Source organism: Azospirillum sp. 11R-A (genome assembly GCF_049472615.1).
In the GTDB taxonomy this organism is placed as follows: domain Bacteria; phylum Pseudomonadota; class Alphaproteobacteria; order Azospirillales; family Azospirillaceae; genus Azospirillum; species Azospirillum palustre.
This window is the reverse complement of the sequence record NZ_JBCEBL010000006.1, coordinates 73,805-96,585: the sequence shown is the minus strand read 5'-3', so window position 1 is coordinate 96,585 and position 22,781 is coordinate 73,805. Positions and strand designations below refer to the sequence as shown.

At 67.7% G+C, this 22,781-nt stretch carries 23 protein-coding genes and 1 tRNA gene; 16 read left to right on the top strand and 8 right to left on the bottom strand.

Annotation, left to right across the window (positions count from 1 at the left end):
- The first annotated feature begins 60 nt into the window (after positions 1-60).
- A complete protein-coding gene (locus tag VH569_RS11265; protein WP_109490477.1) occupies positions 61-861 on the top strand; it encodes an undecaprenyl-diphosphate phosphatase in 801 nt (266 codons plus the stop codon).
- A gap of 83 nt (positions 862-944) precedes the next feature.
- Here the strand turns inward: VH569_RS11265 and VH569_RS11260 are convergent, their stop codons facing one another.
- Both VH569_RS11260 and VH569_RS11255 read right to left on the bottom strand, forming a co-directional pair.
- Entirely contained in the window at positions 945-2,132 is a 1,188-nt protein-coding gene (locus tag VH569_RS11260) for an MFS transporter (protein ID WP_423315414.1), read from the bottom strand.
- Between the two features lie 187 nt (positions 2,133-2,319).
- Positions 2,320-3,291: a complex I NDUFA9 subunit family protein gene (locus tag VH569_RS11255; protein ID WP_423315412.1), complete on the bottom strand. Its 972-nt coding sequence runs from the start codon at positions 3,289-3,291 to the stop codon at positions 2,320-2,322.
- Positions 3,292-3,579: 288 nt separating this feature from the next.
- Between VH569_RS11255 and VH569_RS11250 the strand changes: the two genes are divergently transcribed.
- From VH569_RS11250 to VH569_RS11205, 10 genes are all read left to right on the top strand, one after another.
- Positions 3,580-3,666: transfer RNA gene (locus VH569_RS11250), tRNA-Leu, on the top strand.
- A gap of 121 nt (positions 3,667-3,787) precedes the next feature.
- Positions 3,788-4,414, top strand: a complete 627-nt coding sequence (locus VH569_RS11245; protein ID WP_109490480.1) for a ribonuclease D — start codon at positions 3,788-3,790, stop codon at positions 4,412-4,414.
- Positions 4,415-4,591: 177 nt separating this feature from the next.
- A complete protein-coding gene (locus VH569_RS11240; protein WP_423315411.1) occupies positions 4,592-5,653 on the top strand; it encodes a KpsF/GutQ family sugar-phosphate isomerase in 1,062 nt (353 codons plus the stop codon).
- A 52-nt stretch (positions 5,654-5,705) separates the two neighbouring features.
- The gene (gene lptC / locus VH569_RS11235; RefSeq protein WP_423315410.1) at positions 5,706-6,473 is read left to right on the top strand and encodes an LPS export ABC transporter periplasmic protein LptC; all 768 of its coding nucleotides are present in this window, start codon (positions 5,706-5,708) and stop codon (positions 6,471-6,473) included.
- Between the two features lie 146 nt (positions 6,474-6,619).
- Positions 6,620-7,366: an LptA/OstA family protein gene (locus VH569_RS11230; protein WP_377808188.1), complete on the top strand. Its 747-nt coding sequence runs from the start codon at positions 6,620-6,622 to the stop codon at positions 7,364-7,366.
- Complete coding sequence (gene lptB, locus VH569_RS11225; protein ID WP_377808187.1) at positions 7,363-8,154, top strand: LPS export ABC transporter ATP-binding protein; 792 nt, start codon at positions 7,363-7,365, stop codon at positions 8,152-8,154. The genes VH569_RS11230 and lptB overlap by 4 nt, the downstream gene beginning before the upstream one ends.
- 33 nt (positions 8,155-8,187) lie before the next feature.
- On the top strand, positions 8,188-9,804 hold the full coding sequence (rpoN, locus tag VH569_RS11220) for an RNA polymerase factor sigma-54 (RefSeq protein ID WP_423315409.1): 1,617 nt from the start codon (positions 8,188-8,190) through the stop codon (positions 9,802-9,804).
- A gap of 152 nt (positions 9,805-9,956) precedes the next feature.
- Positions 9,957-10,547 (top strand): ribosome hibernation-promoting factor, HPF/YfiA family, encoded by a 591-nt coding sequence (hpf, locus tag VH569_RS11215; protein WP_098740800.1) that lies wholly within the window; start codon positions 9,957-9,959, stop codon positions 10,545-10,547.
- Between the two features lie 34 nt (positions 10,548-10,581).
- Complete coding sequence (gene ptsN, locus VH569_RS11210) at positions 10,582-11,040, top strand: PTS IIA-like nitrogen regulatory protein PtsN (protein ID WP_109095955.1); 459 nt, start codon at positions 10,582-10,584, stop codon at positions 11,038-11,040.
- 147 nt (positions 11,041-11,187) lie between these two features.
- Positions 11,188-11,730 (top strand): Uma2 family endonuclease, encoded by a 543-nt coding sequence (locus VH569_RS11205; protein ID WP_423315408.1) that lies wholly within the window; start codon positions 11,188-11,190, stop codon positions 11,728-11,730.
- Between the two features lie 104 nt (positions 11,731-11,834).
- On the opposite strand, the gene ubiG is transcribed toward VH569_RS11205, so the two are convergent.
- Complete coding sequence (ubiG, locus tag VH569_RS11200; protein WP_423315406.1) at positions 11,835-12,629, bottom strand: bifunctional 2-polyprenyl-6-hydroxyphenol methylase/3-demethylubiquinol 3-O-methyltransferase UbiG; 795 nt, start codon at positions 12,627-12,629, stop codon at positions 11,835-11,837.
- A gap of 183 nt (positions 12,630-12,812) precedes the next feature.
- Between ubiG and VH569_RS11195 the strand changes: the two genes are divergently transcribed.
- The 4 genes from VH569_RS11195 to VH569_RS11180 all read left to right on the top strand — a co-directional run bounded on the left by VH569_RS11195 (position 12,813) and on the right by VH569_RS11180 (position 18,549).
- Positions 12,813-14,048: an aspartate kinase gene (locus tag VH569_RS11195; protein ID WP_098740796.1), complete on the top strand. Its 1,236-nt coding sequence runs from the start codon at positions 12,813-12,815 to the stop codon at positions 14,046-14,048.
- 52 nt (positions 14,049-14,100) lie between these two features.
- Positions 14,101-15,186: an NAD(P)H-dependent flavin oxidoreductase gene (locus VH569_RS11190; protein WP_423315405.1), complete on the top strand. Its 1,086-nt coding sequence runs from the start codon at positions 14,101-14,103 to the stop codon at positions 15,184-15,186.
- A gap of 2 nt (positions 15,187-15,188) precedes the next feature.
- Entirely contained in the window at positions 15,189-17,507 is a 2,319-nt protein-coding gene (gene ptsP, locus VH569_RS11185; RefSeq protein WP_423315404.1) for a phosphoenolpyruvate--protein phosphotransferase, read from the top strand.
- Positions 17,508-17,739: 232 nt separating this feature from the next.
- A complete protein-coding gene (locus VH569_RS11180; RefSeq protein WP_423315403.1) occupies positions 17,740-18,549 on the top strand; it encodes a transglutaminase-like domain-containing protein in 810 nt (269 codons plus the stop codon).
- A gap of 69 nt (positions 18,550-18,618) precedes the next feature.
- On the opposite strand, the gene VH569_RS11175 is transcribed toward VH569_RS11180, so the two are convergent.
- The 3 genes from VH569_RS11175 to VH569_RS11165 form a co-directional block, all read right to left on the bottom strand.
- Positions 18,619-18,966: a hypothetical protein gene (locus tag VH569_RS11175; RefSeq protein ID WP_423315402.1), complete on the bottom strand. Its 348-nt coding sequence runs from the start codon at positions 18,964-18,966 to the stop codon at positions 18,619-18,621.
- Positions 18,967-19,075: 109 nt separating this feature from the next.
- Positions 19,076-19,303, bottom strand: a complete 228-nt coding sequence (locus VH569_RS11170) for a hypothetical protein (protein ID WP_423315401.1) — start codon at positions 19,301-19,303, stop codon at positions 19,076-19,078.
- 569 nt (positions 19,304-19,872) lie between these two features.
- The gene (locus tag VH569_RS11165; protein WP_423315400.1) at positions 19,873-20,316 is read right to left on the bottom strand and encodes a winged helix-turn-helix transcriptional regulator; all 444 of its coding nucleotides are present in this window, start codon (positions 20,314-20,316) and stop codon (positions 19,873-19,875) included.
- A gap of 102 nt (positions 20,317-20,418) precedes the next feature.
- Here VH569_RS11165 and VH569_RS11160 point away from each other — a divergent pair, with 102 nt between their 5' ends.
- A complete protein-coding gene (locus tag VH569_RS11160; RefSeq protein WP_423315399.1) occupies positions 20,419-21,189 on the top strand; it encodes an SDR family oxidoreductase in 771 nt (256 codons plus the stop codon).
- Positions 21,190-21,267: 78 nt separating this feature from the next.
- Here VH569_RS11160 and VH569_RS11155 read toward each other — a convergent pair whose 3' ends face one another.
- Together VH569_RS11155 and VH569_RS11150 are read right to left on the bottom strand one after the other, a co-directional pair.
- A complete protein-coding gene (locus tag VH569_RS11155) occupies positions 21,268-22,035 on the bottom strand; it encodes a YkgJ family cysteine cluster protein (protein ID WP_423315398.1) in 768 nt (255 codons plus the stop codon).
- Between the two features lie 16 nt (positions 22,036-22,051).
- On the bottom strand, positions 22,052-22,525 hold the full coding sequence (locus tag VH569_RS11150) for a YchJ family protein (RefSeq protein WP_423315397.1): 474 nt from the start codon (positions 22,523-22,525) through the stop codon (positions 22,052-22,054).
- Positions 22,526-22,781 lie beyond the last annotated feature (256 nt).

Sequence of the window (22,781 nt, the reverse complement as noted above, 5' to 3'; positions counted from 1 at the left end):
CCCGGCCACGGCCTGCTATAAGCGCTGCAACATTCACCGTGCCGAAGGCTGCGTGCCGCGATGATGATCGATCAATATCTGGACGCCACCCTCCTGGGGTTGATTGAGGGGCTGACCGAGTTCCTGCCCGTCTCCTCCACCGGCCACCTGATCATGCTGGACGAACTGCTGGGCTTCGAAGGCCCGCCCGGCAAGGTGTTCGAAGTGGTGATCCAGCTCGGTGCCATCCTGGCGATCTGCGTGGTCTATTTCCAGCGGCTGTGGCATGTCGCCACAGGGCTGAAGGACGATCCCGGCGCCCGCCGTTTCGTGATGGCGGTGGTCATCGCCTTCCTGCCGGCGATGGTGCTGGGCGCCGGCCTGCACGGCATCATCAAGTCGGTGCTGTTCAACCCCACCGTGGTCAGCATCGCGCTGATCGTCGGGGGCATCGCCATCCTGCTGGTGGAACGGCTGATCCCGGTGGCGCGCTACCACAAGATCGAGAATTTCTCCGCCCCGCTGGCGCTGAAGATCGGCTTCTGCCAGTGCCTGGCCCTGGTGCCGGGTGTGTCGCGGTCGGGCGCCAGCATCCTGGGGGCGCTGCTGATGGGCGTCGACCGCAAGGCGGCGGCCGAGTTCTCCTTCTTCCTGGCGGTGCCGACCATGGCCGGCGCCACCGTCTACGACCTTTACAAGAACTGGTCGGTGATGAGCCTGGACAGCGGTCTGCTGATCCTGGTCGGCTTCGTCACCGCCTTCATCGCAGCAGCATTGGTGGTGAAGACGCTGGTCGACTTCGTCGGCCGCTACGGCTTCACCCCGTTCGGCTGGTACCGCATCGCCGTCGGCACCGGCATGCTGGCGTTCCTCTATCTGTAGGGCCGCGACTGCGGCCCCGCAGGCCCATGCCTCTCGAAGGCAAGCGGCCGGATGGCCGCGCCCGCCGATTGAGGGCAAAAAAGCTAAACCACACGCCGCGGCACCGCACGGGCCGCGGCGGCGGCCATGCCCAGCGCCAGCAGCGCGATCATCGCGAAGGCGGTGGCGAGGCTGGTGGCCTCGGCGATGAAGCCGACCAGCGGCGGACCGGCCAGCACGCCGGCATAGCCCATGGTGGACACCGCGGCGACCGCATGGTCGGGATGACCGCTGTCCACCGACCCCGCCGTGCTGAACAGCACCGGGACGATGTTCGACAGGCCGATCCCGGTCAGTCCGAAGCCGACCATTGCCAGAACCGGCGCTCCCCCCGCGACAATCCCCCCGGCCAGCACGCAGCCCAGCCCGGCCGTGGCCAGCAGGCCGCCGGCACGCATCAGCGTCGCCCCGCCGAAGCGGTGGCGCAGCCGGTCGCCGCTGAACCGCCCGGCCGCCATGGCGGCGCAGAACACGCCGAACCCCATGCCGGCGATGGAGGCCGGCGCGCCCAGATCGTCGCGCAGATGGATGGCGCTCCAATCCAGGATGGCGCCTTCGCCCATGAAGGCCATGGCGGCGAGCAGGCCGAGCAGCAGGGTCTTGCGGTCGGGCAGCACCAGCCCGCCGCCGCCGGCGTTGCGGTCGGGCAGGAAACGTCCCTGCAAGGCCAGGAACAGCGCCAGAAGCCCGGCCGACACCAGCGCGGCCTGCGCCGCCGGCGCCATCAGCGGCAGCAGCAGCCCACCCAGGCCCGCTCCGGCCAGCCCGCCCAGACTCCACATCCCGTGCAGCGACGACATGATCGGCCGGCCCATCCGCCGCTCGACCAGAGCGCCCTGGGCATTCATCGCAACGTCCATGGTGCCGCCCGACGCGCCGAACAGCGCCAGCACGATGCACAGCGTCGCCACGTCCGGCACCAGGGAGGGCAGGGGAAGCAGCCCGGCGAACAGCAGGGCGGTCACCCGCGTCACCGGCGCGCTGCCCAGCCGGCCCAGCAGCGGCCCGCTGGCGATCATCGCCGTCAGGGCGCCGACGGCAAGGCAGAGCAGGGCGGCACCCAGCACCGCCGGGCTGAGGTCGAGCCGGTTCTTCAGCAGCGGGATCTGCGTCGCCCACACGCCGAAGACGGTGCCGTTCAGGAAGAAGGCGGCGACGGTCGCCCAGCGCGCGGCCGATGCCTGTTCCGCCATCCGGCCCGACACGCCCCGGATATCCTCTGCTCCCGTCATCGCCGTTCCCGTCGTAATTGAACCGCCCACATGACGGCGGCGGCGGGGGAATTCAAGCGGCGATGGGGCAGGCGTGCCATGCCCGCGGCAGCGCCCCCCCCCCGGTCCCCTCAACGCGAAAGCCCCGGCGCGGCGGCCGGGGCTTTCGGAAGTATCAGAGCAAACCCGCCCGCGGGCGGGCGTTGCCTCAATGGGCGTTGTTGGTCATGCCGCTGTACTTGCCGCCGACGATGAAGCGCGACAGGTAGGTCGGCAGGATCACCTCGCAGGCCGCCAGCTCGGTGATGCCCAGATCCTTGAAGCCCAGCGCGCTCGGCGAGACGACGTTGTCCTGCTTCAGCAATGCCACCTGATCGCGGGTCAGGGCCGGGGCCAGCACCGGCACCTTCTCCAGGATGCCGGCCAGCGACTCGGCGGCGCTCCAGGGAATGGTCACCAGCGGACGGTGGCGCTGGATGTCCTTCTGGGTCAGCTCCAGCAATTCGCGGAAGGTGTAGATGCGCGGGCCGCCCAGCTCATAGGTCTTGCCGCGGCTGGCGTCGCTGTCCAGCGCCGCGATCACCGCGTCGGCCAGATCGCCGACATAGACCGGCTGGAACAGGGTCTTGCCGCCGCCGATCAGCGGCAGGACCGGGGCCTTCTGCGCCATCGCGGCGAACTTGTTGAAGAAATTGTCCTCCGGCCCGAAGACGATGCTGGGGCGCAGGATGGTCGCCGCCGGGAAGGCGGACAGCACTGCCTGCTCGCCGGCCGCCTTGGAGCGGGCATAGACCGACGGCGAGGAGGCGTCGGCGCCGATGGCGGAGATCTGGATCAGCCGGTTGACGCCCGCCGCGGCGGCCAGCCGGGCGATGCGCGACGCGGCGTCGACATGCACGCCCTGGAAGCTCTGGCTCCCGCGCTCGTACAGCACGCCCAGCAGGTTGATGGCGACATCCGCCCCCTGGAGGGCGCGGGCGACCGACACGTCGTCGGTGCAGTCGGTGGCGAACGGCACGATCTGGCCAACGGCGCCGCCCGTCTTCAGGAAGCCGGCCTTGCCCGGATTGCGGGTGGCGATGCGGATGAGGGCGCCCGACTTGGCAAGGCGCCGGATCAGGTGGCGGCCGATGAAGCCCGAACCGCCGAACACCGTGATAACCTGAGTGCGATAGGACATCGACCGTCTCCCGTGTCGTTGCGCGCCGAAACCGGGGTCTTCGCGCTTCTAGCGCGCGCCCCCGCGCGTCGTCCGACTGTGTGTCGCCATAGAGGACTGCTGGAACTGCGGCCATGCTTATAGCGAATGGACCGCCCCCAATCTAGGGACTGCATCGTCGCGGCCGGGGCCGCCCCGGGAAAATCCGGAGAAAACCCGCGATGCGGCAAAAAAATGGAAGGCTCGGAAAAAAGCTGTTGACGCCCCCCGGCCGGATCATTAAACAACCGCCCACACACCGAGCACCGAGCCCAGGTGGCGGAATTGGTAGACGCGCAGGTTTCAGGTACCTGTGGCAGAAATGTCGTGGAAGTTCGAGTCTTCTCCTGGGCACCATTTCTTTCTACCCGGCTGCGCCGCATGCACAGCTCCTTCGATTGAGAAGGAGGACGTGCAGAGCGGCGTTCGTCGTTTCTAGGGTCCATGGCCGGGGGCCTGACCACCCCGGGACGCGACCATGCCCATCGACCTTCATGACGGCGACCTCCCCGACGGCCTCGACCTCGGCGCCGGCGCCCGCGACAACTGCGTCGCCATCGACACCGAGACCATGGGGCTGAACCCCCACCGCGACCGCCTCTGCCTGGTGCAGCTGTCGGCCGGCGACGGTGCCGTCCATCTGGTGCAGTTCCGCCCCGGCCAGTACGAGGCGCCGAACCTGAAGCGCCTGCTCACCGATCCCACCGTGACCAAGCTGTTCCACTTCGCCCGTTTCGACGTGGCGGTGATGAAGGCCTATCTGGGCGTCGGCTGCCAGCCGGTCTACTGCACCAAGGTGGCCTCCAAGCTGGTCCGCACCTTCACCGACCGCCATGGCCTGAAGGATCTGTGCAAGGACCTGCTGGGCGTGGAAATCTCCAAGCAGCAGCAGTCCTCCGACTGGGGCGCGCCCGAGCTGACCACCGACCAGATGAAGTACGCCGCGTCGGACGTGCTGCACCTGCACGACCTGAAGGCGAAGCTGGACGTCATGCTGGCGCGCGAGGGCCGTACCCATCTGGCCCGGGCCTGCTTCGACTTCCTGCCCGCCCGCGGCGAGCTGGACCTCGGCGGCTGGGAAACCCCGGACATTCTGGCGCACTGACACTGCGACCGCTGCCCTCTCCCGGGGCGGGAGAGGGAGCGATCTGCGACCAACCGCCCCCTGGCCGGGCGTGGATTTGACCGGGCGTCCCCCGGTGGGCATACTGCTCGATGCGCCTGCCGGGAGTCCTCCGGGCAGGCGCCGTGTTTGTGAACGGCCCATCGCCGGGCCTTGCGAATGGAAGGCATCACAGCCTTGACCAGTGTTATCACGTCCAGCCTGAGCGGCAGCCTGACCGACGGTGCCGCCTCGACCGGATCCACTCTGGCCGGGTCCAGCCCGGTGGAGAACCGCGATCTCGCCTGCGCCACCCGCGTCCTGCGGACCGAGGCCGATGCGCTGCTGGCGCTGGCCGGCAGCCTCGACGGCAAGTTCCTGCGGGCGCTCGACATCCTGCAGGGCATCGAAGGCCGCGTGATCGTCACCGGCATGGGCAAGTCGGGCCATGTCGCCCGCAAGATCGCCGCCACCATGGCCTCCACCGGCACGCCGGCCTTCTTCGTCCATCCGGGCGAGGCGAGCCACGGCGACCTCGGCATGATCGCCAAGATCGACGCGGTGGTGGCGCTGTCCAACTCCGGCGAGACGCACGAGCTGGCGGACATCATCGCCTACACCCGCCGCTTCGGCATTCCGCTGATCGGCATGACGCGGCGCGCCGCGTCATCCCTGGCCGAGCAGTCCGACGTGGCGCTGGTCATCCCGCCGGAGCCGGAAGCCTGCCCGCTGGGGCTGGCGCCCACCACCTCCACCACCATGATGCTGGCGCTGGGCGACGCGCTGGCGGTGGCCCTGCTGGAACGGCGCGGCTTCTCCGCCGCCGATTTCCGCGAGTTCCACCCCGGCGGCCAGTTGGGCCGCGCATTGCTGAAGGTCACCGACATCATGCATAAGGGCGAGGATTTGCCCCTGTGCCGTCTTGACTCGCCGCTGTCCGACGTCATCTTCGAGATGACGGCCAAGCGGCTGGGCTGCGTCGGGGTGACCGACGATGCCGGGGCGCTGGTCGGGATCATCACCGACGGCGACCTGCGCCGTCATCTGACGCCGGAGCTTCTGGCGGAACGCGCGGACAGCATCATGTCGCCGCGGCCCAAGACCATCCGCCCCAAGGCGTTGATCGTCGAGGCGCTGCGCGAGATGAACGACAAGAAGATCACCACCCTGTTCGTGATCGAGGCCGACCGGCCGCTCGGCATCGTGCACATCCACGATGTCCTGCGCGCCGGTGCGGCCTGACGATTGTTCTGTCCATGATGGAAGCGAAGCGCCGAGCCGGAGGGACGAAGATTTGAGCCTGGACGACCTGCGCAGCCCCGACCGTACGACAGCCGGCCGCCCCGCCCCCGCCCCGAGCGCCGGGCAATCCACCTTCGGCGGCCTGTCCGCCGGCGCGCCGGACCTTCGCGCGCCGGCCGCCCCCGAACCGCCGGCGGCGCTGCGGGCGCACCGGCGGCGCGACACCCGTCCGGTCAGCCGGGTCTACAGCCGTTTCGTTTCCGCAATGAAGTTCGTGCTGCCGGCGGCGGCGCTGGCGATGGTGGCCCTGCTGGCCGCCTGGCCGTCGCTGAACAGCCCGCAGAGCGCCCGCGTCAGCGCCGACGCCGGGCAGAGCGAGATGCTGAAGCCGCGCTATTTCAGCCTGGACGAACACAACCAGCCCTTCTCGCTGGTGGCGGCCAAGGCCGACAAGTCGACCGACCAGCCCGACATCGTCCTGCTGGACGACCCGCAGGCGGAGATGACGGAGACCACCGGCACCTGGGTGACCATGCGGTCCGACAAGGGCTGGTACAACCAGAACACCGGCATCCTGCTGATGCGCGGCAACGTCCATGTGCTGCGCGACGACGGCAACGAGTTCACCACCAGCGAGGCCGAGGCCGACATCCGCAAGGGCAACGCCTGGGGCGACAAGGCGGTGACCGGCCAGGGTCCGCAGGGCGAGATCAACGCCATCGGCTTCCGCATGACGGACCGCGGCAAGAATGTCGTCTTCCTCAACCAGTCGAAGGCCGAGGTCCAGGCCGCCGAGCGCCCCGGGAGCAAGAAGCCGTGACGTCCAAACGGTCGCCATTCCGTCCCCCCACACTCCGTATTGCCCCATTCCGTATTGCCCTGACCCTGTCGGCCATCCTGGCCGGCGGGTTTTTCTCTTTCGGATCCCTGGTTTCAGGGCCGGCCTTCGCCCAGGGGCTGCCCGGCATGGGCGGCAAGCAGCCGGTGGAGATCAACGCCGATCAGGCGATCGAATGGCACCAGGACGTCCGCGCCTATGTGGCGCGCGGCAACGCATCGGCCAAGCGCAACGACTCGACCGTCTTCGCCGACGTGCTGACCGCCTATTACCGCGAGGTTCCCGGCAAGGGCAACGAGGTGTTCCAGCTGGTGGCCGACGGCAACGTCCGCATCGTCAGCCCGACCCAGCAGGTCTATGGCGACCACGGCGTCTATGACGTCGACAAGCAGGTCGCCGTCGTCACCGGCCGGGATCTGAAGCTGATCACCACCAAGGACGTGGTCACCGCCCGCGACAGCCTGGAATATTACGAGGCGCAGGACCTGACCGTGGCGCGCGGCGACGCGGTGGCGGTGCGCGGCAACGACCGGCTGCGCGCCGACGTGCTGATCGGCCGGCTGAAGAAGATGCCGGACGGCACCACCCAGATGGAGCGGATCGACGGCTCCGGCAACATCGTCGTCACCACCCCCACCGACGTGGCGCTGTCCGACAAGCTGGTCTATTCGGTCGCCGACAATGTCGCGGTGCTGATCGGCAACGTGAAGATCACCCGCGGCGACAACCAGCTGAACGGCGAAGCCGCCGAGATGAACATGAACACCAAGATCAACCGCGTCATCGCCGGCCGCGACGCCGGCGGCCGGGTCAGCGGCCTGCTGATTCCCGGCGAGAAGAACGGGCCCGGCGCGCCTGCGGGCAAGAAGCCGTGACCGTGCTGACCGCGAACGGGCCCGGCGCCGCTCCCGCCGGAAACATCGCTTCCGCTGCCGTCCCGACCGAAGGGCTGGTGGCCCAGCATCTCGGCAAGTCGTTCAAGAAGCGGCCGGTGGTGCGCGACGTCTCGATCAGCGTCCAGCGCGGCGAGGCGGTCGGGCTGCTCGGCCCCAACGGCGCTGGCAAGACCACCTGCTTCTACATGATCACCGGCCTGATCGCCGCCGACTCCGGCACGATCACGCTGGATGGCCAGGACATCACCGCGCTGCCGATGTACCGCCGCGCCCGGCTCGGCATCGGCTATCTGCCGCAGGAGGCCTCGATCTTCCGCGGCATGACGGTGGAGAACAACATCCGCTCGGTGCTGGAGGTGGTCGAGAGCGACCGCGACGCCCGCGAAGCGATGCTGGACGAGTTGCTGGCCGAATTCTCGGTCACGCATCTGCGCCGTTCCCCCGCCCTGGCGCTGTCGGGCGGCGAGCGGCGGCGCGTGGAGATCGCCCGCGCGCTGGCCGGACAGCCGCACTTCATCCTGCTGGACGAACCGCTGGCCGGCATCGACCCCATCGCGGTGAACGACATCCGCGAGCTGGTCGGCCATCTGCGCGACCGTGGCATCGGCGTGCTGATCACCGACCACAATGTGCGTGAAACATTGGATCTCGTCGATCGGGCATACATTTTGCACGATGGTGTGGTACTAATGGAGGGACGGCCGGACGAGATCGTGGCGCACGAGGGCGTGCGTCGGGTCTATCTCGGCGACCGCTTCAGTCTGTAGCCCTCCGTTCCCACTGGTCCCGGTTCCACAGCCATGGCGCTTGCTCAACGTCTCGACCTTCGACAAGCCCAGACCCTGGTGATGACGCCGCAGTTGCAGCAGGCCATCAAGCTGCTGCAACTGTCGAACATCGAACTGTCGGACTTCGTCGACCGCGAGATCGAGCAGAACCCGCTGCTGGAGCGTGACGGCGGATCGGCCGACGGCGGCAGCGATCCGGTGGGACCGGCGGACGGCAGCGATGCGCCGGGCGGGCTGGACGGCCCCGGCGGCATGGCGGCCAACGGCCTCAGCGCCGACGGGCTGAACGGCCGCGACGACGGGCCGGCCCTGCCGACGGGCGATGGGCGCACCCGTGACACGGTGGAGATGACATCGTCTGACACGATGACGTCCTCGTCGGAGTCGCCGCTCGACACCGATTTCGAGAATGTCTATGGCGACGACCGCTTCTCCGACGGCTCGGACGGCGGCAGCGAGGTCTACGGCTCCTATGGCGAGCGCGGCGGCCGCAGTGGCTTCGAGGATGACGACAGCAACCTCGAAGCGACGCTGACCAGCGAGAAGAACCTCCGCGACCATCTGACCGAACAGCTGAAGATCGACCTGCCCGACCTGGGCGACCAGCTGATCGGGCTGGCCCTGATCGACATGCTGGACGAGGCAGGCTGGCTGATCGGCTTCGATGCCCAGGCGATGGCCGAGCAGCTCGGCTGCGGCGCGGAGCGGGTGGAGCGGGTGCTGACCGCCTGCCAGCGCTTCGATCCGCCCGGCATCTTCGCCCGCTCGCTGAAGGAATGCCTCGCCATCCAGCTGCGCGAGAAGAACCGGCTCGACCCGGCGATGGCGGCGCTGCTCGACAATCTGGAGCTTCTGGCCGCACGCAACCTGCCGGCCATCATGAAGGTCTGCGGTGTCGATGCCGAGGACGTCGCCGACATGGTCGTCGACATCCGCAAGCTGAACCCGAAGCCGGCGCTGGCCTTCGACCACACCCCGGCCCAGCTGGTCACCCCCGACATCCTGATGCGCGCCAATCCCGGCGGCGGCTGGCTGATCGACCTGAACCCGGACACGCTGCCGCGGGTGCTGGTCAACCACCGCTATTTCGCCCGCATCTCCGACGGTGCCCGCAACAAGGCCGACAAGGAATACATCTCCGAGCGGTTCCAGTCGGCCAACTGGCTGGTCAAGTCGCTGCACCAGCGCGCCACCACCATTTTGAAGGTGGCGAGCGAGATCATCCGCCAGCAGGATGCGTTCTTCATCCATGGCGTCTCGCACCTGCGACCGCTGATCCTGCGTGACATCGCGGAGGCCATCGGCATGCATGAAAGCACAGTCAGCCGCGTCACCACCAACAAGTTCATGGCGACCCCGCGCGGCGTCTTCGAGCTGAAATACTTCTTCACCTCCGCAATCCAGGGTGCGGACGGGCAGGCGTCCCATTCCGCAGAAGCGGTTCGGCACCGCATCAAAACCATGATCGATGCGGAGAAGCCGGACGATGTGCTGTCCGACGACAAACTGGTGGAGATTCTCCGTGCGGAAGGGATCGACATTGCGCGAAGGACGGTCGCGAAGTATCGTGAAGCGATGAAAATACCGTCATCGGTGCAGCGACGCCGTGCCAAGATGTCACGCATGTAAGCGGTTTGGGCGGGGGAGGGCTCGATTGACAGTCCGGTGACCCTTGCCTATCGTCCCGGCCCGCAAGCGGCGGATCAGCATCTATGAGCCCGACATCTTCGGACGTCGTGTCTACACCGTCCCCAGCGGACCAATATTGGAAACGTTCCACCATGCAACTCTCCGTCAAAGGCAAGCAGCTCGATGTGGGTGACGCTCTGCGCACCCATGTGGCCGACAGCCTGAACGCCGTGGTCGGCAAGTACTTCGACAAGCCGATCGAGGCGAACGTGATCCTGACCAAGGACGCGCACCTCTACAAGGCCGACATCCAGGCCCATGTCGGCCGCGGGATCGTCCTGCAGAGCGCCGGCGACGCCACCGAACCCTATCCGGCCTTCGACATCGCCTGCGAGAAGCTGGCCAAGCGCCTGCGCCGCTACAAGCGCCGCCTGCGCGACCACCACGCAGCCGAGAACGGCGCCGCCCTCCCGGCGAGCTACCGGGTGCTGGAAGCCGAGACCGAGGAGCATCACGAGGAGGTCGAGGCTGCCGCCGACGGCGCCGCGAACCCGATGGTCGTCGCCGAGATGGAGACGAGCATCGCCACCCTGTCGGTCAGCGAGGCGGTGATGCGCCTGGAGCTGGCGCAGGCTCCGGCGCTGATGTTCCACAACGGTGCGCATGGCCGTCTGAACATGGTCTACCGCCGCGCCGACGGGAACATCGGCTGGGTCGATCCGGCGGAGAAGGCCGGCGCCTGACGGCGCCGACCCGTCTCGCTGGTCAAGAAGCGTCATGCTCGACCTCATTTCTCCGCACGCCATCCTCCCGAACCTGAAGGCCGGCAACAAGAAGCAGGCCCTGCAGGAGATGGCGCGCAAAGCGTCCGAGCTGACCGGTCAGCACGAGCGGGCGATCTTCGACGTGCTTCTGGAGCGCGAAAGGCTGGGCACGACCGGCGTGGGCCATGGCATCGCCATCCCGCACGGCAAGCTGTCCAGCCTGGACCGCGTCCATGGCGTCTTCGCCCGTGTGGAGCGGCCCATCGATTTCGATGCGATCGATGAGCAGCCGGTCGACCTGATCTTCCTCCTTCTCGCCCCGGAACAGGCGGGAGCCGATCATCTGAAGGCCCTTGCCCGCGTCTCACGCCTTCTGCGGGACCAGTCCATGTGCGAGAAGCTGCGCGGAGCCCAGTCGGGCGACGCGATGTACGCGCTCCTGACCCAGCACGAGCCGAGCCCGTCCAACTGACGGGCCGCCGGTGAGGGGCAGACAGCCAAAGGGCCGCCGCACGTCCGTGCGCGGCCCTTTTTCTTTGGCGCTTGAACACCAATTAGTGTCGCGACGGCCGGGCTGGTACACTGGGCCGAGCCGACTTGTTTGACGGGGGCCAAGGCCATGGGAAACGCACAGCGCAAGCCCTGGATTTCGCCGCAGGATTACCTCGCCACCGAACGCAGCGCCGAGGTCCGCCACGAGTATGTCGACGGCGAGATCTTCGCCATGGTCGGGGCGAGCCTGAACCATGCACGGATCGTGGCGCGTCTCGGGTATGCGATCCGGCAGGCAGCGCTGCGTCGTGGATGCGACGCTTTCACCAACGACGTGAAGGTCAGGGTGGAGGCGGCGAACGCCTACTACTATCCCGACATCGTGGCGACCTGTGCCGCTGACGACGACCCCTATGTGGTCAAGGACCCGGTGCTGGTCGTTGAGGTGCTGTCGGACAGCACCGAGGCCATCGACCGCCGCGAGAAGCGGACCAACTACCAGAAGATCCCGTCCCTGCGCGAAATCGTGCTGGTGTCCCAGAGCGAGCGTCTGGTCGAGATCTACCGCCGCGACGGCAGTGGCTGGACCGTCGATGTCGTGCGCGACGGTCCGGTCATGCTGGCGGCGTTGGACCTCTCTCTGCCGTTGGACGCGGTGTACGAGGACTGAGGGCAAGCGGCTTTTCAAAACCGAAAATTCTTCGACCGTCATACCCGCCTGCGCGGGAATGACGGTCGAGATGAAGAGTCGTCAGAGTCGGGCGGATGGTGCCCTCACCCCCGCTCCGCCCAGCCCATGTAGTTCACGTCCAGATCGCGCGCGTTCAGGCGGAATTCGTCGCTCAGCGGGTTGTACGTGATGCCGGTCAGGTCGCGTACGCTCAGGCCGTACGGGCGTACGATGGCGTTCAGTTCGGACGGGCGCAGGAACTGGCGCCAGTTGTGGGTGCCGCGCGGCAGCCAGCGCAGGATGTACTCCGCCCCGACGATGGCGAGCGCGAAGGACTTCGGCGTACGGTTCAGCGTCGCCAGGAACAACGCGCCACCGGGCGCCAGCAGGTCGGACAGCGACTTCACGAACAGCGGCACGTCGGCGACATGCTCGATCACCTCCATCGCCAGCACCACGTCGAACGTCTCGCCGCTGGCGGCGAGCGCCTCGGCGGTGGTGGCGCGGTAGTCCACCGTCGTGCCGGTCTCGGCGGCGTGGGTGGCGGCGGTCTTGATGTTCTTCTCCGACGCGTCCACCCCGACCACCGTGGCGCCCATCCGCGCCAGCGGTTCGGCCAGCAGGCCGCCGCCGCAGCCGATGTCGACGATGCGCAGGCCCGCCAGCGGGTTCGGCGCCAGCGGGTCGCGGCCCAGCCGCTTGCACACCGCATCGCGGATGTAGGTCAGGCGCAGCGGGTTCAGCCGGTGCAGCGGCTTGAACTTTCCGGCCGGGTCCCACCATTCGGCGGCGATGGCGGAGAAGCGGGCGACATCCTCCGGATCCACGGTTCCGCCTGCCATTCCCCCATTGGCAGCGGTTGCGGACGCGTGCGGGAAGGCGGAGGATGAGGCGGTCATGGTGAAAATCCGTAAACTGTGAGGCGGGACGGGTGCGGGCAACTTGCCTCGCTTCCAGCGACGGAGTATGGATACGCCGCCCCGCGCCGGCAACGGTGGAGCGGGGGTGCGCACAGCCGACCCGCATGACCCAGATGGCGAGATCCAGACGGCATGACCGGGCGGCCAGACATGGTGTGAGGTATGGCGCGGATCGTCCTGAAGTTCGGAGGCACGTCGGTCGGCGACATCGACCGCATCAAGAACGTGGCCCGGAAGGTCGAGCAAGAGGTGAAGGCGGGGCATCAGGTCGCCGTCGTCGTGTCGGCGATGTCCGGCGTGACCAACCAGCTCGTCAAATACTGCAACGAAATCGACAAGCTGCACGACGCCCGCGAATATGACGCGGTCGTGGCATCGGGCGAGCAGGTGACCTCCGGTCTCCTGGCCGTCGCCCTGCAGTCGCTCGGCATTCCCGCCCGCTCCTGGGCCGGCTGGCAGATTCCCATCCGCACCGACGACACGCACGGCAAGGCGCGCATCGTCTCCATCGACACCACCGAGATGGAAAAGTCCCTGCAGACCGGCGAAGTCGCCGTGGTCGCGGGCTTCCAGGGCGTGTCGGAGCATGGCCGCATCACCACGCTGGGCCGCGGCGGCTCGGACACCTCGGCGGTGGCGCTGGCGGCGGCGGTGAAGGCCGACCGCTGCGACATCTACACCGACGTGGACGGCGTCTACACCACCGACCCGCGCATCGTCACCAAGGCGCGCAAGCTCGACAAGATCACCTACGAGGAAATGCTGGAGATGGCCTCGCAGGGGGCCAAGGTGCTTCAGACCCGCTCGGTCGAGATGGCGATGAACCACCGCGTGCGCGTGCAGGTGCTGTCGAGCTTCGAAGCCGCTGCGGGCAGTTCGCTTCCCGGAACCCTGGTTGTTGACGAGGACGAGATCGTGGAAAAGGAAGTTGTTAGCGGCATCGCCTACAGCCGCGACGAGGCGAAGATCACCCTGGTGGGCGTCGCCGACCAGCCGGGCGTCGCTGCCGCCATCTTCGGTCCGCTGACCGACAACGCCGTCAACGTCGACATGATCGTCCAGAACGTGTCGGAAGACGGCAAGTCGACCGACATGACCTTCACCGTCGGCAAGGCGGACATCGCCCGCGCCGTGAAGGTGCTGGAGGATGCGCAGTCCACCCTGAACTACAAGCGCATCATTTCCGATGCCAACGTGGTCAAGGTGTCGGTCATCGGCGTCGGCATGCGCAGCCATGCCGGCGTCGCCCAGCGCATGTTCAAGGCGCTGGCCGACAAGGGCATCAACATCCAGGTCATCTCGACCTCGGAGATCAAGATCTCGGTCCTGATCGCCGAAGAGTATGCGGAGCTGGCGCTGCGTGCCCTGCACACCGCCTACGGCCTGGACGCCGCCTGATCGCAGGCGGGACCCGGGTGCCGGGGACGGGAACATCAGGAGAGGGCCGGCCATGACCGACGCCACATCATACGCGGCGGCAGCATCGGCCCGGCTCGACCGGCTCTGGCAGCGGGGCCGGGACTTCCTCGGCACCCGCACCGCTGTGATGGGCGGTGCGATGAGCTGGGTGTCGGAACGGCATCTGGTCTCCGCCATCTCCAATGCCGGCGGCTTCGGCGTGCTGGCCTGCGGCTCGATGGCGCCGGACCAGCTGGCGGTGGAGATCGCCGGCACCCGCGCGCTTACGACCAAGCCGTTCGGCGTCAACCTGATCAACATGCACCCGGCGCTGGACCGGCTGATCGACGTCTGCCGCGAGCAGAAGGTCGGCCATGTGGTCATCGCCGGCGGCCTGCCGACCGGCGCCACCCTGCGCCGCATCAAGGACGGCGGCGCCAGGGCGATGGCCTTCGCCCCCACGCTGGGGGCCGGCCGGCGGCTGGTGAAGCAGGGCGCCGACGCGCTGGTGATCGAGGGAACCGAGGCCGGCGGCCACATCGGCCCGGTCTCCACCACCGTTCTCGCCCAGGAAATCCTGCCCGACCTGCGCGACGTGCCGGTGTTCGTCGCCGGCGGCATCGGCCGGGGCGAGACGATCCTCTCCTATCTGGAGCTGGGGGCCGCCGGCGTGCAGGTCGGCACCCGCTTCGTCTGCGCCACCGAATGCGTGGCCCATGCCAATTTCAAGCAGGCCTTCATCCGGGCCTCGGCCCGCGACGCCCAGCCGTCGGTGCAGATCGACCCGCGTTTCCCGGTGATCCCGGTACGCGCGCTGGCAAACGAGGCGTCGAAGCGCTTCACCGAGTTCCAGCGCGACGTCATCGCCAGGGTCGATTCCGGCGCCATGAGCCGCGACGAAGGCATGCTGGAGATCGAGCATTTCTGGGCCGGCGCGCTGCGCCGCGCGGTGATCGAGGGCGACGTGGAAAGCGGCTCGCTGATGGCCGGGCAGAGCGTCGGGCTGGTCACCCGCGAACAGCCGGTGGCCGAAATCCTGGCCGAATTGATCGCCCAGGCCGAATCGGCGCTGGCACGGCGGGCGATGGATGAGGCATCGTTAAGCGTGATGACGGAGCCGACGGTGGGAGCGCTGTAGCGATGACCGACACCCTCGACACGGCAGCCGGTGACGGCGGTATGGGCGGGGGTGTGCATCCCCGCTTCGACGGCACCTCGTCGCGCCGGCTGCTCGCCCGGCTGCGCGACATCATGGCCGGGTCGGGGTCGGGGCAGGATCGGCTGGACAAGATCGTCACGCTGATCGCGGCGGAGATGAAGGCGGACGTCTGCTCCTGCTACGTCATGCGCGCCGGCGAGGTGCTGGAGCTGTTCTCCACCGAGGGTCTCAACAAGACCGCCGTCCACAACACCCGCCTGCGCGTCGGCGAGGGCATCGTCGGCTACATCGCCGGCCACGCCCGCCCGGTGGCGCTGGACAACGCGCCCTCCCACCCCAGCTTCGCCTACCGTCCGGAAACGGGGGAAGACCCGTTCCAGTCGCTGGCCGGCGTGCCGATCCTGCGCGGCAGCAAGGTGCGCGGCGTGCTGGTGATCCAGCACAAGGACCGCCGCCGCTATGTCGAGGAGGAGGTCGAGACCCTCCAGACCATCGCCATGGTCGTCGCCGAGCTGGTGGCGCAGAGCGAGCTGGTCAACCCGGTGGAGGTCACCACCACCGGCGATCCCGTGCTGGCGCCGGCCCGCCTGTCGGGCACGGCGATGAGCGCCGGGCTGGCCATGGGCCTCGCCGTCATCCACCGGCCGCAGCTGACCGTCCGCCAGATGGTGGCGGAGGATGCCGATGCCGAGCTGGAGCGCTTCAACGCCGCGTTGCAGACCATGCACAGCGCCATCGACGATCTGCTGGAGGCGGCGTCGCTGGCGGGGCTCAGCGAACCGCGCGATATCCTGGAGACCTACCGGATGTTCGCCGAGGACCGCGGCTGGCTGTCGCGCATCCGCGAGGCGATCCGCGTCGGCCTGACGGCGGAAGCGGCGGTGCAGCAGGTCCAGAACGACACCCGCGCCCGCATGAGCCATCTGACCGATCCCTACATCCGGGAACGGTTGATGGATTTCGAGGATCTGACCAACAGGTTGCTGCAACATCTGGCCGGCAAGACCGGCACCACCGATGGCGCCACCCTGCCGGACGACATGATCCTGGTCGCCCGCTCGATGGGGCCGGCGGAACTGCTGGATTACGACCGCACCCGCCTGCGCGGCCTGCTGCTGGAGGAAGGGTCGCCGGCCAGCCATGTCTGCATCGTCGCCCGCGCGCTCAATATCCCGGTGGTTCAGGCGGCCGACGCGCTGAACCGGATCGAGCCGCTCGACCAGCTGATCGTCGACGGCGACCATGGCTCGGTCTTCATCCGCCCGGCCGAAGACATCCAGATGGCCTTCGGCGAGGCGGTGGCGTTGCAGCACCGCAAGGAGCTGATGTATGCGGAGATCCGCAACCTGCCCTCGGTGACGCGCGACGGCGTGCCGATCTCCATCCAGCTGAACTGCGGCCTGCTGATCGACCTGCCGCACCTGACCGCCAGCGGGGCGGAGGGCGTCGGGCTCTACCGCACCGAAATCCCCTTCATGGTCCGGGCGTCATATCCCGACGTGACGGCGCAGACGACCCTCTATTCCCGCATCATGGACGAGGTCGGCCACAAGCCGATCATCTTCCGCACTCTGGATGTCGGCGGCGACAAGATGCTGCCCTACATGACCGGCGGCGAGGAGGAGAACCCGGCGCTGGGCTGGCGTGCCGTGCGCATCGGGCTGGACCACCCGTCGCTGCTGCGCCAGCAACTGCGGGCCCTGCTGCTGGCCGCCGCCGGCCGGCCGCTGTCGGTGATGTTCCCGATGATCGCCGAGGTCGCCGAGTTCGACGGCGCCCGCCGCCTGCTGGAGCTGGAGCTGAAGCGCCTTGCCGCCCAGGGGATCGAGGCGCCCAGCAGCCTGCGCGTCGGCACGATGCTGGAGGTGCCCTCGCTGTTGTGGCAACTCCCGGCCCTGCTGCCGAAGCTGGACTTCCTGTCGGTCGGCTCCAACGACCTGACCCAGTATCTGTTCGCCGCCGACCGTGGCAACCCGCGCACCTCGACCCGCTACGACCCGCTGTCGCCGTCGATGCTGTGCGTGCTGCGCCGTCTGGTCGACGAATGCAGCCGGCACAAGGTGTCGCTCAGTATCTGCGGCGAGATGGCGGGGCGGCCGCTGGATGCCATGGCGCTGATCGGCGTCGGCTTCCGCACCCTGTCGATGTCGCCGCCGTCCGTCGGCCCGGTGAAGACCATGCTGCGTTCGCTCGACGTCGCTGCCCTGCGGCAGTATATGAGCGGTCTCTACACCGGGGCCGACCACAGCCTGCGCGACAAGCTGAAGACCTTCGGCAAGGATCACGGCGTGATCTTCTGATGACGGCCGGCGGCGTGCAGGGCCGCCGTTGCGGGTAGTTTGCTCTTTTTTCAGGCAGGTCGCGAAAAGAACGGGCGGAGCCGCTGTGGCCCGCCCTTTTTTATTTGCCATTCCTGCCAAGATGGCCGGCCGATACCATAAAATATGTATCCTTTTCCCTCGATCTTCTTCAGCCTCAGGGGCGATACCTGTATCCGCCAGCACCAGCACGCTTTTTCATCGGAGGGCATTCATGCGCATACGCCTGGGCTACCAGCTGAATTTCAGCTTTCCCGCCCCCACCCCCATGATCGTGATGCTGAACGTGCATTACTCCCGCGTCGGCGACCTGGAGCGGCCAGACCATATCGTCACCAGCGTTCCGGCGCCGATCCAGGGCTATCGCGACAGCTTCGGCAACTGGTGCAGCCGGCTGGTCGCGCCAGCCGGTGCCGTGACGATCAGCGCCGACAGCATTATCCGGGACAGCGGGGCGCAGGACCCGGTCGATTACGGCGCCGTCCAGCACCGCGTCGACGAATTGCCGGCCGACACCCTGCTGTTCCTGCTGGGAAGCCGCTATTGCGAGACCGACGTTCTGTCGGACGAGGCGTGGCGGCTGTTCTCCGGCACGGCGCCGGGCTGGGCGCGGGTGCAGGCGATCTGCGACTTCGTCCACAACCACGTGACATTCGGCTACGAGCATTCGCGCCCGACGCGGACCGCCGCCCAGACCTATGCCGAGAAGCGCGGGGTCTGCCGCGACTTCGCCCACCTTGCCGTCGCTTTCTGCCGGGCGATGAACATTCCCGCGCGCTACTGCACCGGCTACATCAGCGATATCGGCCAGCCGCCGCCCTATGGGCCGATGGATTTCGCGGCGTGGATGGAGGTCTATCTGGGCGGCCGCTGGCATGTCTTCGATCCGCGCAACAATGCGCCCCGGATCGGGCGCATCCTGATCGCGCAGGGGCGCGATGCGGCCGATGTGCCGCTCACCCACACCTTCGGCCCCAACACGCTGACGGAGTTCCGGGTCTGGACGGACGAGGTGGGCGCCTAATCGACGCCGGTCCCTTCGGTCAAGCCGGGCCGGGGTGGGGACTCCGCCCGGTGTCCGGCGCCAGGGTCTTCACAGCGCCAGGGAAGGCTGTGGGACAGGGGCAGCGGCAAGGTCGGGAACGGTGGAGGCGCGGGCGCGTTGGCGGCGGGGTTGCTGCGCGATCCGGTGCAAATCCTCCACCCAGGGTGACGGGTAGCTGTCGGTGCCGAAGACCCAGACGGTGCTGACGCCGCCGTCCGGCGCGCGGAGCAGCACGCGGGCGTCATGACCGTCCTTTCCGGCATGGTTGGCGTTCTGCACCGCGGCGATCAGCGCCCCGGTCTTGCCGTTGGGGAAGGGGCCGTAGAGTTCCCCTTCCAGTCCGACGAACCAGCCGTCCGTTCGGCACGACACGATGTAATGGGCTGCAAGGCTCATGATGCCACTCCTCTTCGACGTCCATCGGAGGCCTGCTAAAGCGTCCGATGGAGTCCGGTCTCTGGATTTTTCACGCAATCCCCGGCTCGGACGGGTGCGTCCGAACCGATCACGCTCTGATGGCGGCCGCGCCGGCCATGGTGAGGCGGGTCAACAGGGCGCCCTGCGGCAGGCTGGCGTTGCCCGGCGGCGGAAAGCCGTGGGGAGGCCGGTCGGCCGGCGCGGCGTGCGGGGCCGGATGCCAGCGGCGCTCGGCATCCGTCCAGCGCAGTTGTTCGCGCAACATGTCGGCGCCAACGGGGCGTTGCCCCGTGATGGACTGGAACAGCGATGTCATGGCGGGCCCCTCCGATCAGGAAATCGAGGGCAGGATGCCCGTCTGTGCCGGAATCGTACCGGTTCGACCGGCCCAGGGACCGGAGCAGGGCGGAAAGGCGACCCTGTTCGTCCGGACGATCCAATCGTCCCGGCGGCTCGGGTGGCGGCTGGACATGAGGAAGGCAGTGCCCGTCCCGGCATTCATGGCTGTTCTCCGTGGCTGTTCTTCGGCGCTGACCGGTATCGCCGCAGGCGATGGCGATACCGTCCGGATCGAGTCACGCCAGGAAGGGCCTCGGATGAGAGAGCCTTGTCAGATCACAAGCGAGGTCAGAACACAAGCGAGCCTGGGGTGGCCTTCGATATAGTCTAAGTGGTGATTTGATCGAATATTTACAATGTGTATTGCGAAGAATTTATCTTATGGAGATTTATGAAATCGATATGACCGAGATTTTTATCCAGATTGTTCCATGAATTCAGCGTCTTGTTTCTCGTGGAAAATACCGCGGGTTTGAATTTCGGCGTAGGATCAGGCGATTTTCCCGGCAATTCATCTTTTGCTTAACTGGTCGGAATGTCGGAAAATCAATCGCCCGCCGTGGTGTTGGATGTCGGCGCCTCACGCTCGGCGAAGGAGGCCCGCGCCCGCTCGATCTCGGCGTGGTGCGTCTCCGCCCAGATCCACACGCCGCAGAACGCCGCTCCCAAACTCTCGCCAAGCGGCGTCAGCGTGTAATCCACATGCGGCGGGATGACCGGATGCACCGTCCGCCGCACCAGACCATCCCTCTCCATCTGGCGCACGGTCTGGGTCAGCATCTTCTGGCTGATCCGACCGACGACCTTGCCGAGCTGGGTGAAGCGCAAGGTGCCGTGCTCATGCAGGGCTTCGAGAATCAGCATGGTCCATTTGTCGGCCACCTTGCCGATGATGTCGTGAACCAGCGCCTCGATGGCCGGATCGACCGTCTCGGGAGGCGGCTGCCGGCGCCGTGCCTCGATCTGCGGGTCGGGCAAAGCCTTGCGCATCCTACGCTCTCCTTTTGGTGCGTATAAATCTTTCCGGTGCCTACTTTTGTCTGGAGAGTGTGGGCGATAGCTTTCGGGCGGACAACAGCGAAAGTCACGCTCATGAAGACCGAAGGAAACACCATCCTGATCACGGGCGGCGGCTCAGGGATCGGCAAGGCTCTGGCCCACCGTTTTCATGATCTCGGCAACAGAGTGATCGTCGCCGGCCGCCGGGACGATGTGCTGCAACAGGCGATCTCCGGCCGTCCGAACATGCATGCCATGAGCTTCGATGCCGACAGCGCCGCGGGCATTGCCGATTTCGCCCGGCGGCTGACGGCCGAGCATCCGGCTCTCAACGTGCTCATCAACAATGCCGGAGTCATGCGCTTCGAGGCGCTCGACCGGCAGCGCGACCTTGGCGATGCGGAGGCGACCGTCGCCACCAACCTGCTCGGCCCCATCCGGCTGACCGACGCCCTGGTCGAGCATCTGGACCGCCAGCCCGACGCGGCCCTGGTCAACGTCACCTCCGGCCTGGCCTTCGTGCCGCTGGTTTCCGCCCCGACCTACTCGGCGACCAAGGCGGCCATGCATCTCTACACGGTCGCCCTGCGCGAGGCGCTGAAGGGCAAGATCGAGGTCATCGAGCTGGTGCCGCCGGCGGTCCAGACCGACCTCACCCCGGGGCAAGCCACCCGCCCGGGCTATCTGCCGCTGGCCGACTTCATCGACGAGGTGATGGCGCTGTTCCAGCAGCAGCCGACCCCGCGCGAGATCCTGGTGCAGCGCGTCGCCTTCCAGCGCCAGGCCGAGGCGGAGCACCGCTTCGACGAGGCGGTGACGACGCTCAACGAGATGGCCCGCAAGGCGCGCGAGGCGCAGCAGTAAGGACGCCACACGGGGAGGCGTGCGCTGCCGGTTGAGGTGACCGTGGTGAGATCGGCGGGTGAGCGGCGGCCGATGCTCTCAGACGGGCTTGCGCCGTGCCAAACTCTCCATCTCCTTGGCCCACCCGACGTAGTTGCGGTGGTAGTCGCGCAGCGCCGGATCGCCCTTCGTCCGCTCCGCCATCGCCTGGAACAGCGGGGCCTGGGCCGCGGCGATCTCCGCGGCGTCCGGCCGGCGGGTGGCGGTGAGGAAGGAGGACAGGCTAGTGACCAGATTGCCGCCGGTCGGCTTGGCCGCCATCTTCGCCAGCTCGTCGACGATCCACGGCATGTATTTCAGCATGTAATCGGCATAGCGCTGGATCGCCGGCGCCTGGTCGAGCAGGTCGTCCCGCTCGCGGTCGAAATCGGCACGGTCGAGGATCGCGTGATCGCTGTAGACGACCGGCGCCGCCACCGAGGTGTCGCATTGCCAGCCCTTGCGCGGGATCAGCAGGTCGGCCTGATCCTTCTCCTCGCGGTAGGGGTAGAAGGGCATGGTGCGGCAGCGCGACGGCTTGTCCTCATGGATGCCGCACAGCCCGTCGTCCCTCAGTTCCGGACAGGGATAGGCGGTCGGCAGATAGGCGGTCGGCACGATCAGCACCGCCACCGTCTTGCGGTTGGGCAGGCGCACCGACGCGCCCAGCCGGGTCGCCAGCTCGTAGGAGCGGGCGTTGGAGCGCACCGGCGTCCACACCATGGCCAGCGGGAAGCGGCCGGCATGGGCGACGGCGTCCGTCAGCGTCAGCGGCAGCCAGCCGTGACAGCACTTGCCGCAGGCGGTGCAGGAGAAGCGCGGTTCCATGGCGGCGTCCCTCCGCTCACTTGCCGCAGCAGGCTTTGTATTTCTTGCCCGACCCGCAGGGGCAGGGCTCGTTGCGCCCGACCTTGACCACGCGGCGCGGCTCGCCCTTCGGGTTGACCTCGCCGCTGACATAGAACCAGTGGCCGTTCTCGCGGCGGAAGCTCCCCCGCTCGTGGTGGCGCATGTCGTTGCCGTCCCGGCGGAAATGGATCAGGAACTCGACCATCCCACTGTCGCCTTCCTCGCTGGCGCGCAGGATGTCGAGCCGCTGCCATTCGGACTCATCGGCCACCCGCTCGGCCTCGCCGCGGTTGAAGTCCTCGCGGATTTCCGGCGCATGGGTGCGCTCGACGTGATCGAGGTCGTGGCGGACGAAGGCGGTGTAGCGCGACCGCATCAGCGCTTCGGCCGTCGGCGCCGGTTCCCCGGCCAGGATGGGGCCGCAGCACTCTTCGAAGGAGCGGCCGGAGCCGCAGGGGCAAGACGACATGATCGGTCCTCGGTTGCATGCAGTAAGGGTCTTGGACGGCGACCGCCAGCGCCACGGAACGGGCAGCCTTGCCGACGGTCACCAACAGCAGGAAAACCCGGAAATTCTCCAACAGGATGCCGGCGACCGGGGGCAGCGGATCGCCGATGACGGGAGGCCCAGGCCAGCAGGAGCCACACCCCCCATTTCTGGTACCGGGCGGCTGCGCGGTCAATCGGGGATGCCTCGACCGGAAGCCGTCGCGACGCAAGCGACC

What these genes read in the sequence shown, in the direction of transcription:
- VH569_RS11230 (WP_377808188.1), top strand. Translation starts at nt 6,620, where the DNA reads ATGGGCGGCAAGCAGCCGGTGGAGATCAACGCCGATCAGGCGATCGAA.
- VH569_RS11160 (WP_423315399.1), top strand. Translation starts at nt 20,419, where the DNA reads ATGAAGACCGAAGGAAACACCATCCTGATCACGGGCGGCGGCTCAGGG.
- VH569_RS11255 (WP_423315412.1), bottom strand. Translation starts at nt 3,291, where the DNA reads ATGTCCTATCGCACTCAGGTTATCACGGTGTTCGGCGGTTCGGGCTTC.
- rpoN (WP_423315409.1), top strand. Translation starts at nt 8,188, where the DNA reads ATGGCGCTTGCTCAACGTCTCGACCTTCGACAAGCCCAGACCCTGGTG.
- VH569_RS11265 (WP_109490477.1), top strand. Translation starts at nt 61, where the DNA reads ATGATGATCGATCAATATCTGGACGCCACCCTCCTGGGGTTGATTGAG.
- hpf (WP_098740800.1), top strand. Translation starts at nt 9,957, where the DNA reads ATGCAACTCTCCGTCAAAGGCAAGCAGCTCGATGTGGGTGACGCTCTG.
- ptsN (WP_109095955.1), top strand. Translation starts at nt 10,582, where the DNA reads ATGCTCGACCTCATTTCTCCGCACGCCATCCTCCCGAACCTGAAGGCC.
- VH569_RS11195 (WP_098740796.1), top strand. Translation starts at nt 12,813, where the DNA reads ATGGCGCGGATCGTCCTGAAGTTCGGAGGCACGTCGGTCGGCGACATC.
- ptsP (WP_423315404.1), top strand. Translation starts at nt 15,189, where the DNA reads ATGACCGACACCCTCGACACGGCAGCCGGTGACGGCGGTATGGGCGGG.
- VH569_RS11180 (WP_423315403.1), top strand. Translation starts at nt 17,740, where the DNA reads ATGCGCATACGCCTGGGCTACCAGCTGAATTTCAGCTTTCCCGCCCCC.
- VH569_RS11155 (WP_423315398.1), bottom strand. Translation starts at nt 22,035, where the DNA reads ATGGAACCGCGCTTCTCCTGCACCGCCTGCGGCAAGTGCTGTCACGGC.
- VH569_RS11240 (WP_423315411.1), top strand. Translation starts at nt 4,592, where the DNA reads ATGGAAGGCATCACAGCCTTGACCAGTGTTATCACGTCCAGCCTGAGC.
- VH569_RS11165 (WP_423315400.1), bottom strand. Translation starts at nt 20,316, where the DNA reads ATGCGCAAGGCTTTGCCCGACCCGCAGATCGAGGCACGGCGCCGGCAG.
- VH569_RS11170 (WP_423315401.1), bottom strand. Translation starts at nt 19,303, where the DNA reads ATGACATCGCTGTTCCAGTCCATCACGGGGCAACGCCCCGTTGGCGCC.
- VH569_RS11245 (WP_109490480.1), top strand. Translation starts at nt 3,788, where the DNA reads ATGCCCATCGACCTTCATGACGGCGACCTCCCCGACGGCCTCGACCTC.
- VH569_RS11175 (WP_423315402.1), bottom strand. Translation starts at nt 18,966, where the DNA reads ATGAGCCTTGCAGCCCATTACATCGTGTCGTGCCGAACGGACGGCTGG.
- VH569_RS11150 (WP_423315397.1), bottom strand. Translation starts at nt 22,525, where the DNA reads ATGTCGTCTTGCCCCTGCGGCTCCGGCCGCTCCTTCGAAGAGTGCTGC.
- VH569_RS11190 (WP_423315405.1), top strand. Translation starts at nt 14,101, where the DNA reads ATGACCGACGCCACATCATACGCGGCGGCAGCATCGGCCCGGCTCGAC.
- VH569_RS11205 (WP_423315408.1), top strand. Translation starts at nt 11,188, where the DNA reads ATGGGAAACGCACAGCGCAAGCCCTGGATTTCGCCGCAGGATTACCTC.
- ubiG (WP_423315406.1), bottom strand. Translation starts at nt 12,629, where the DNA reads ATGACCGCCTCATCCTCCGCCTTCCCGCACGCGTCCGCAACCGCTGCC.
- VH569_RS11260 (WP_423315414.1), bottom strand. Translation starts at nt 2,132, where the DNA reads ATGACGGGAGCAGAGGATATCCGGGGCGTGTCGGGCCGGATGGCGGAA.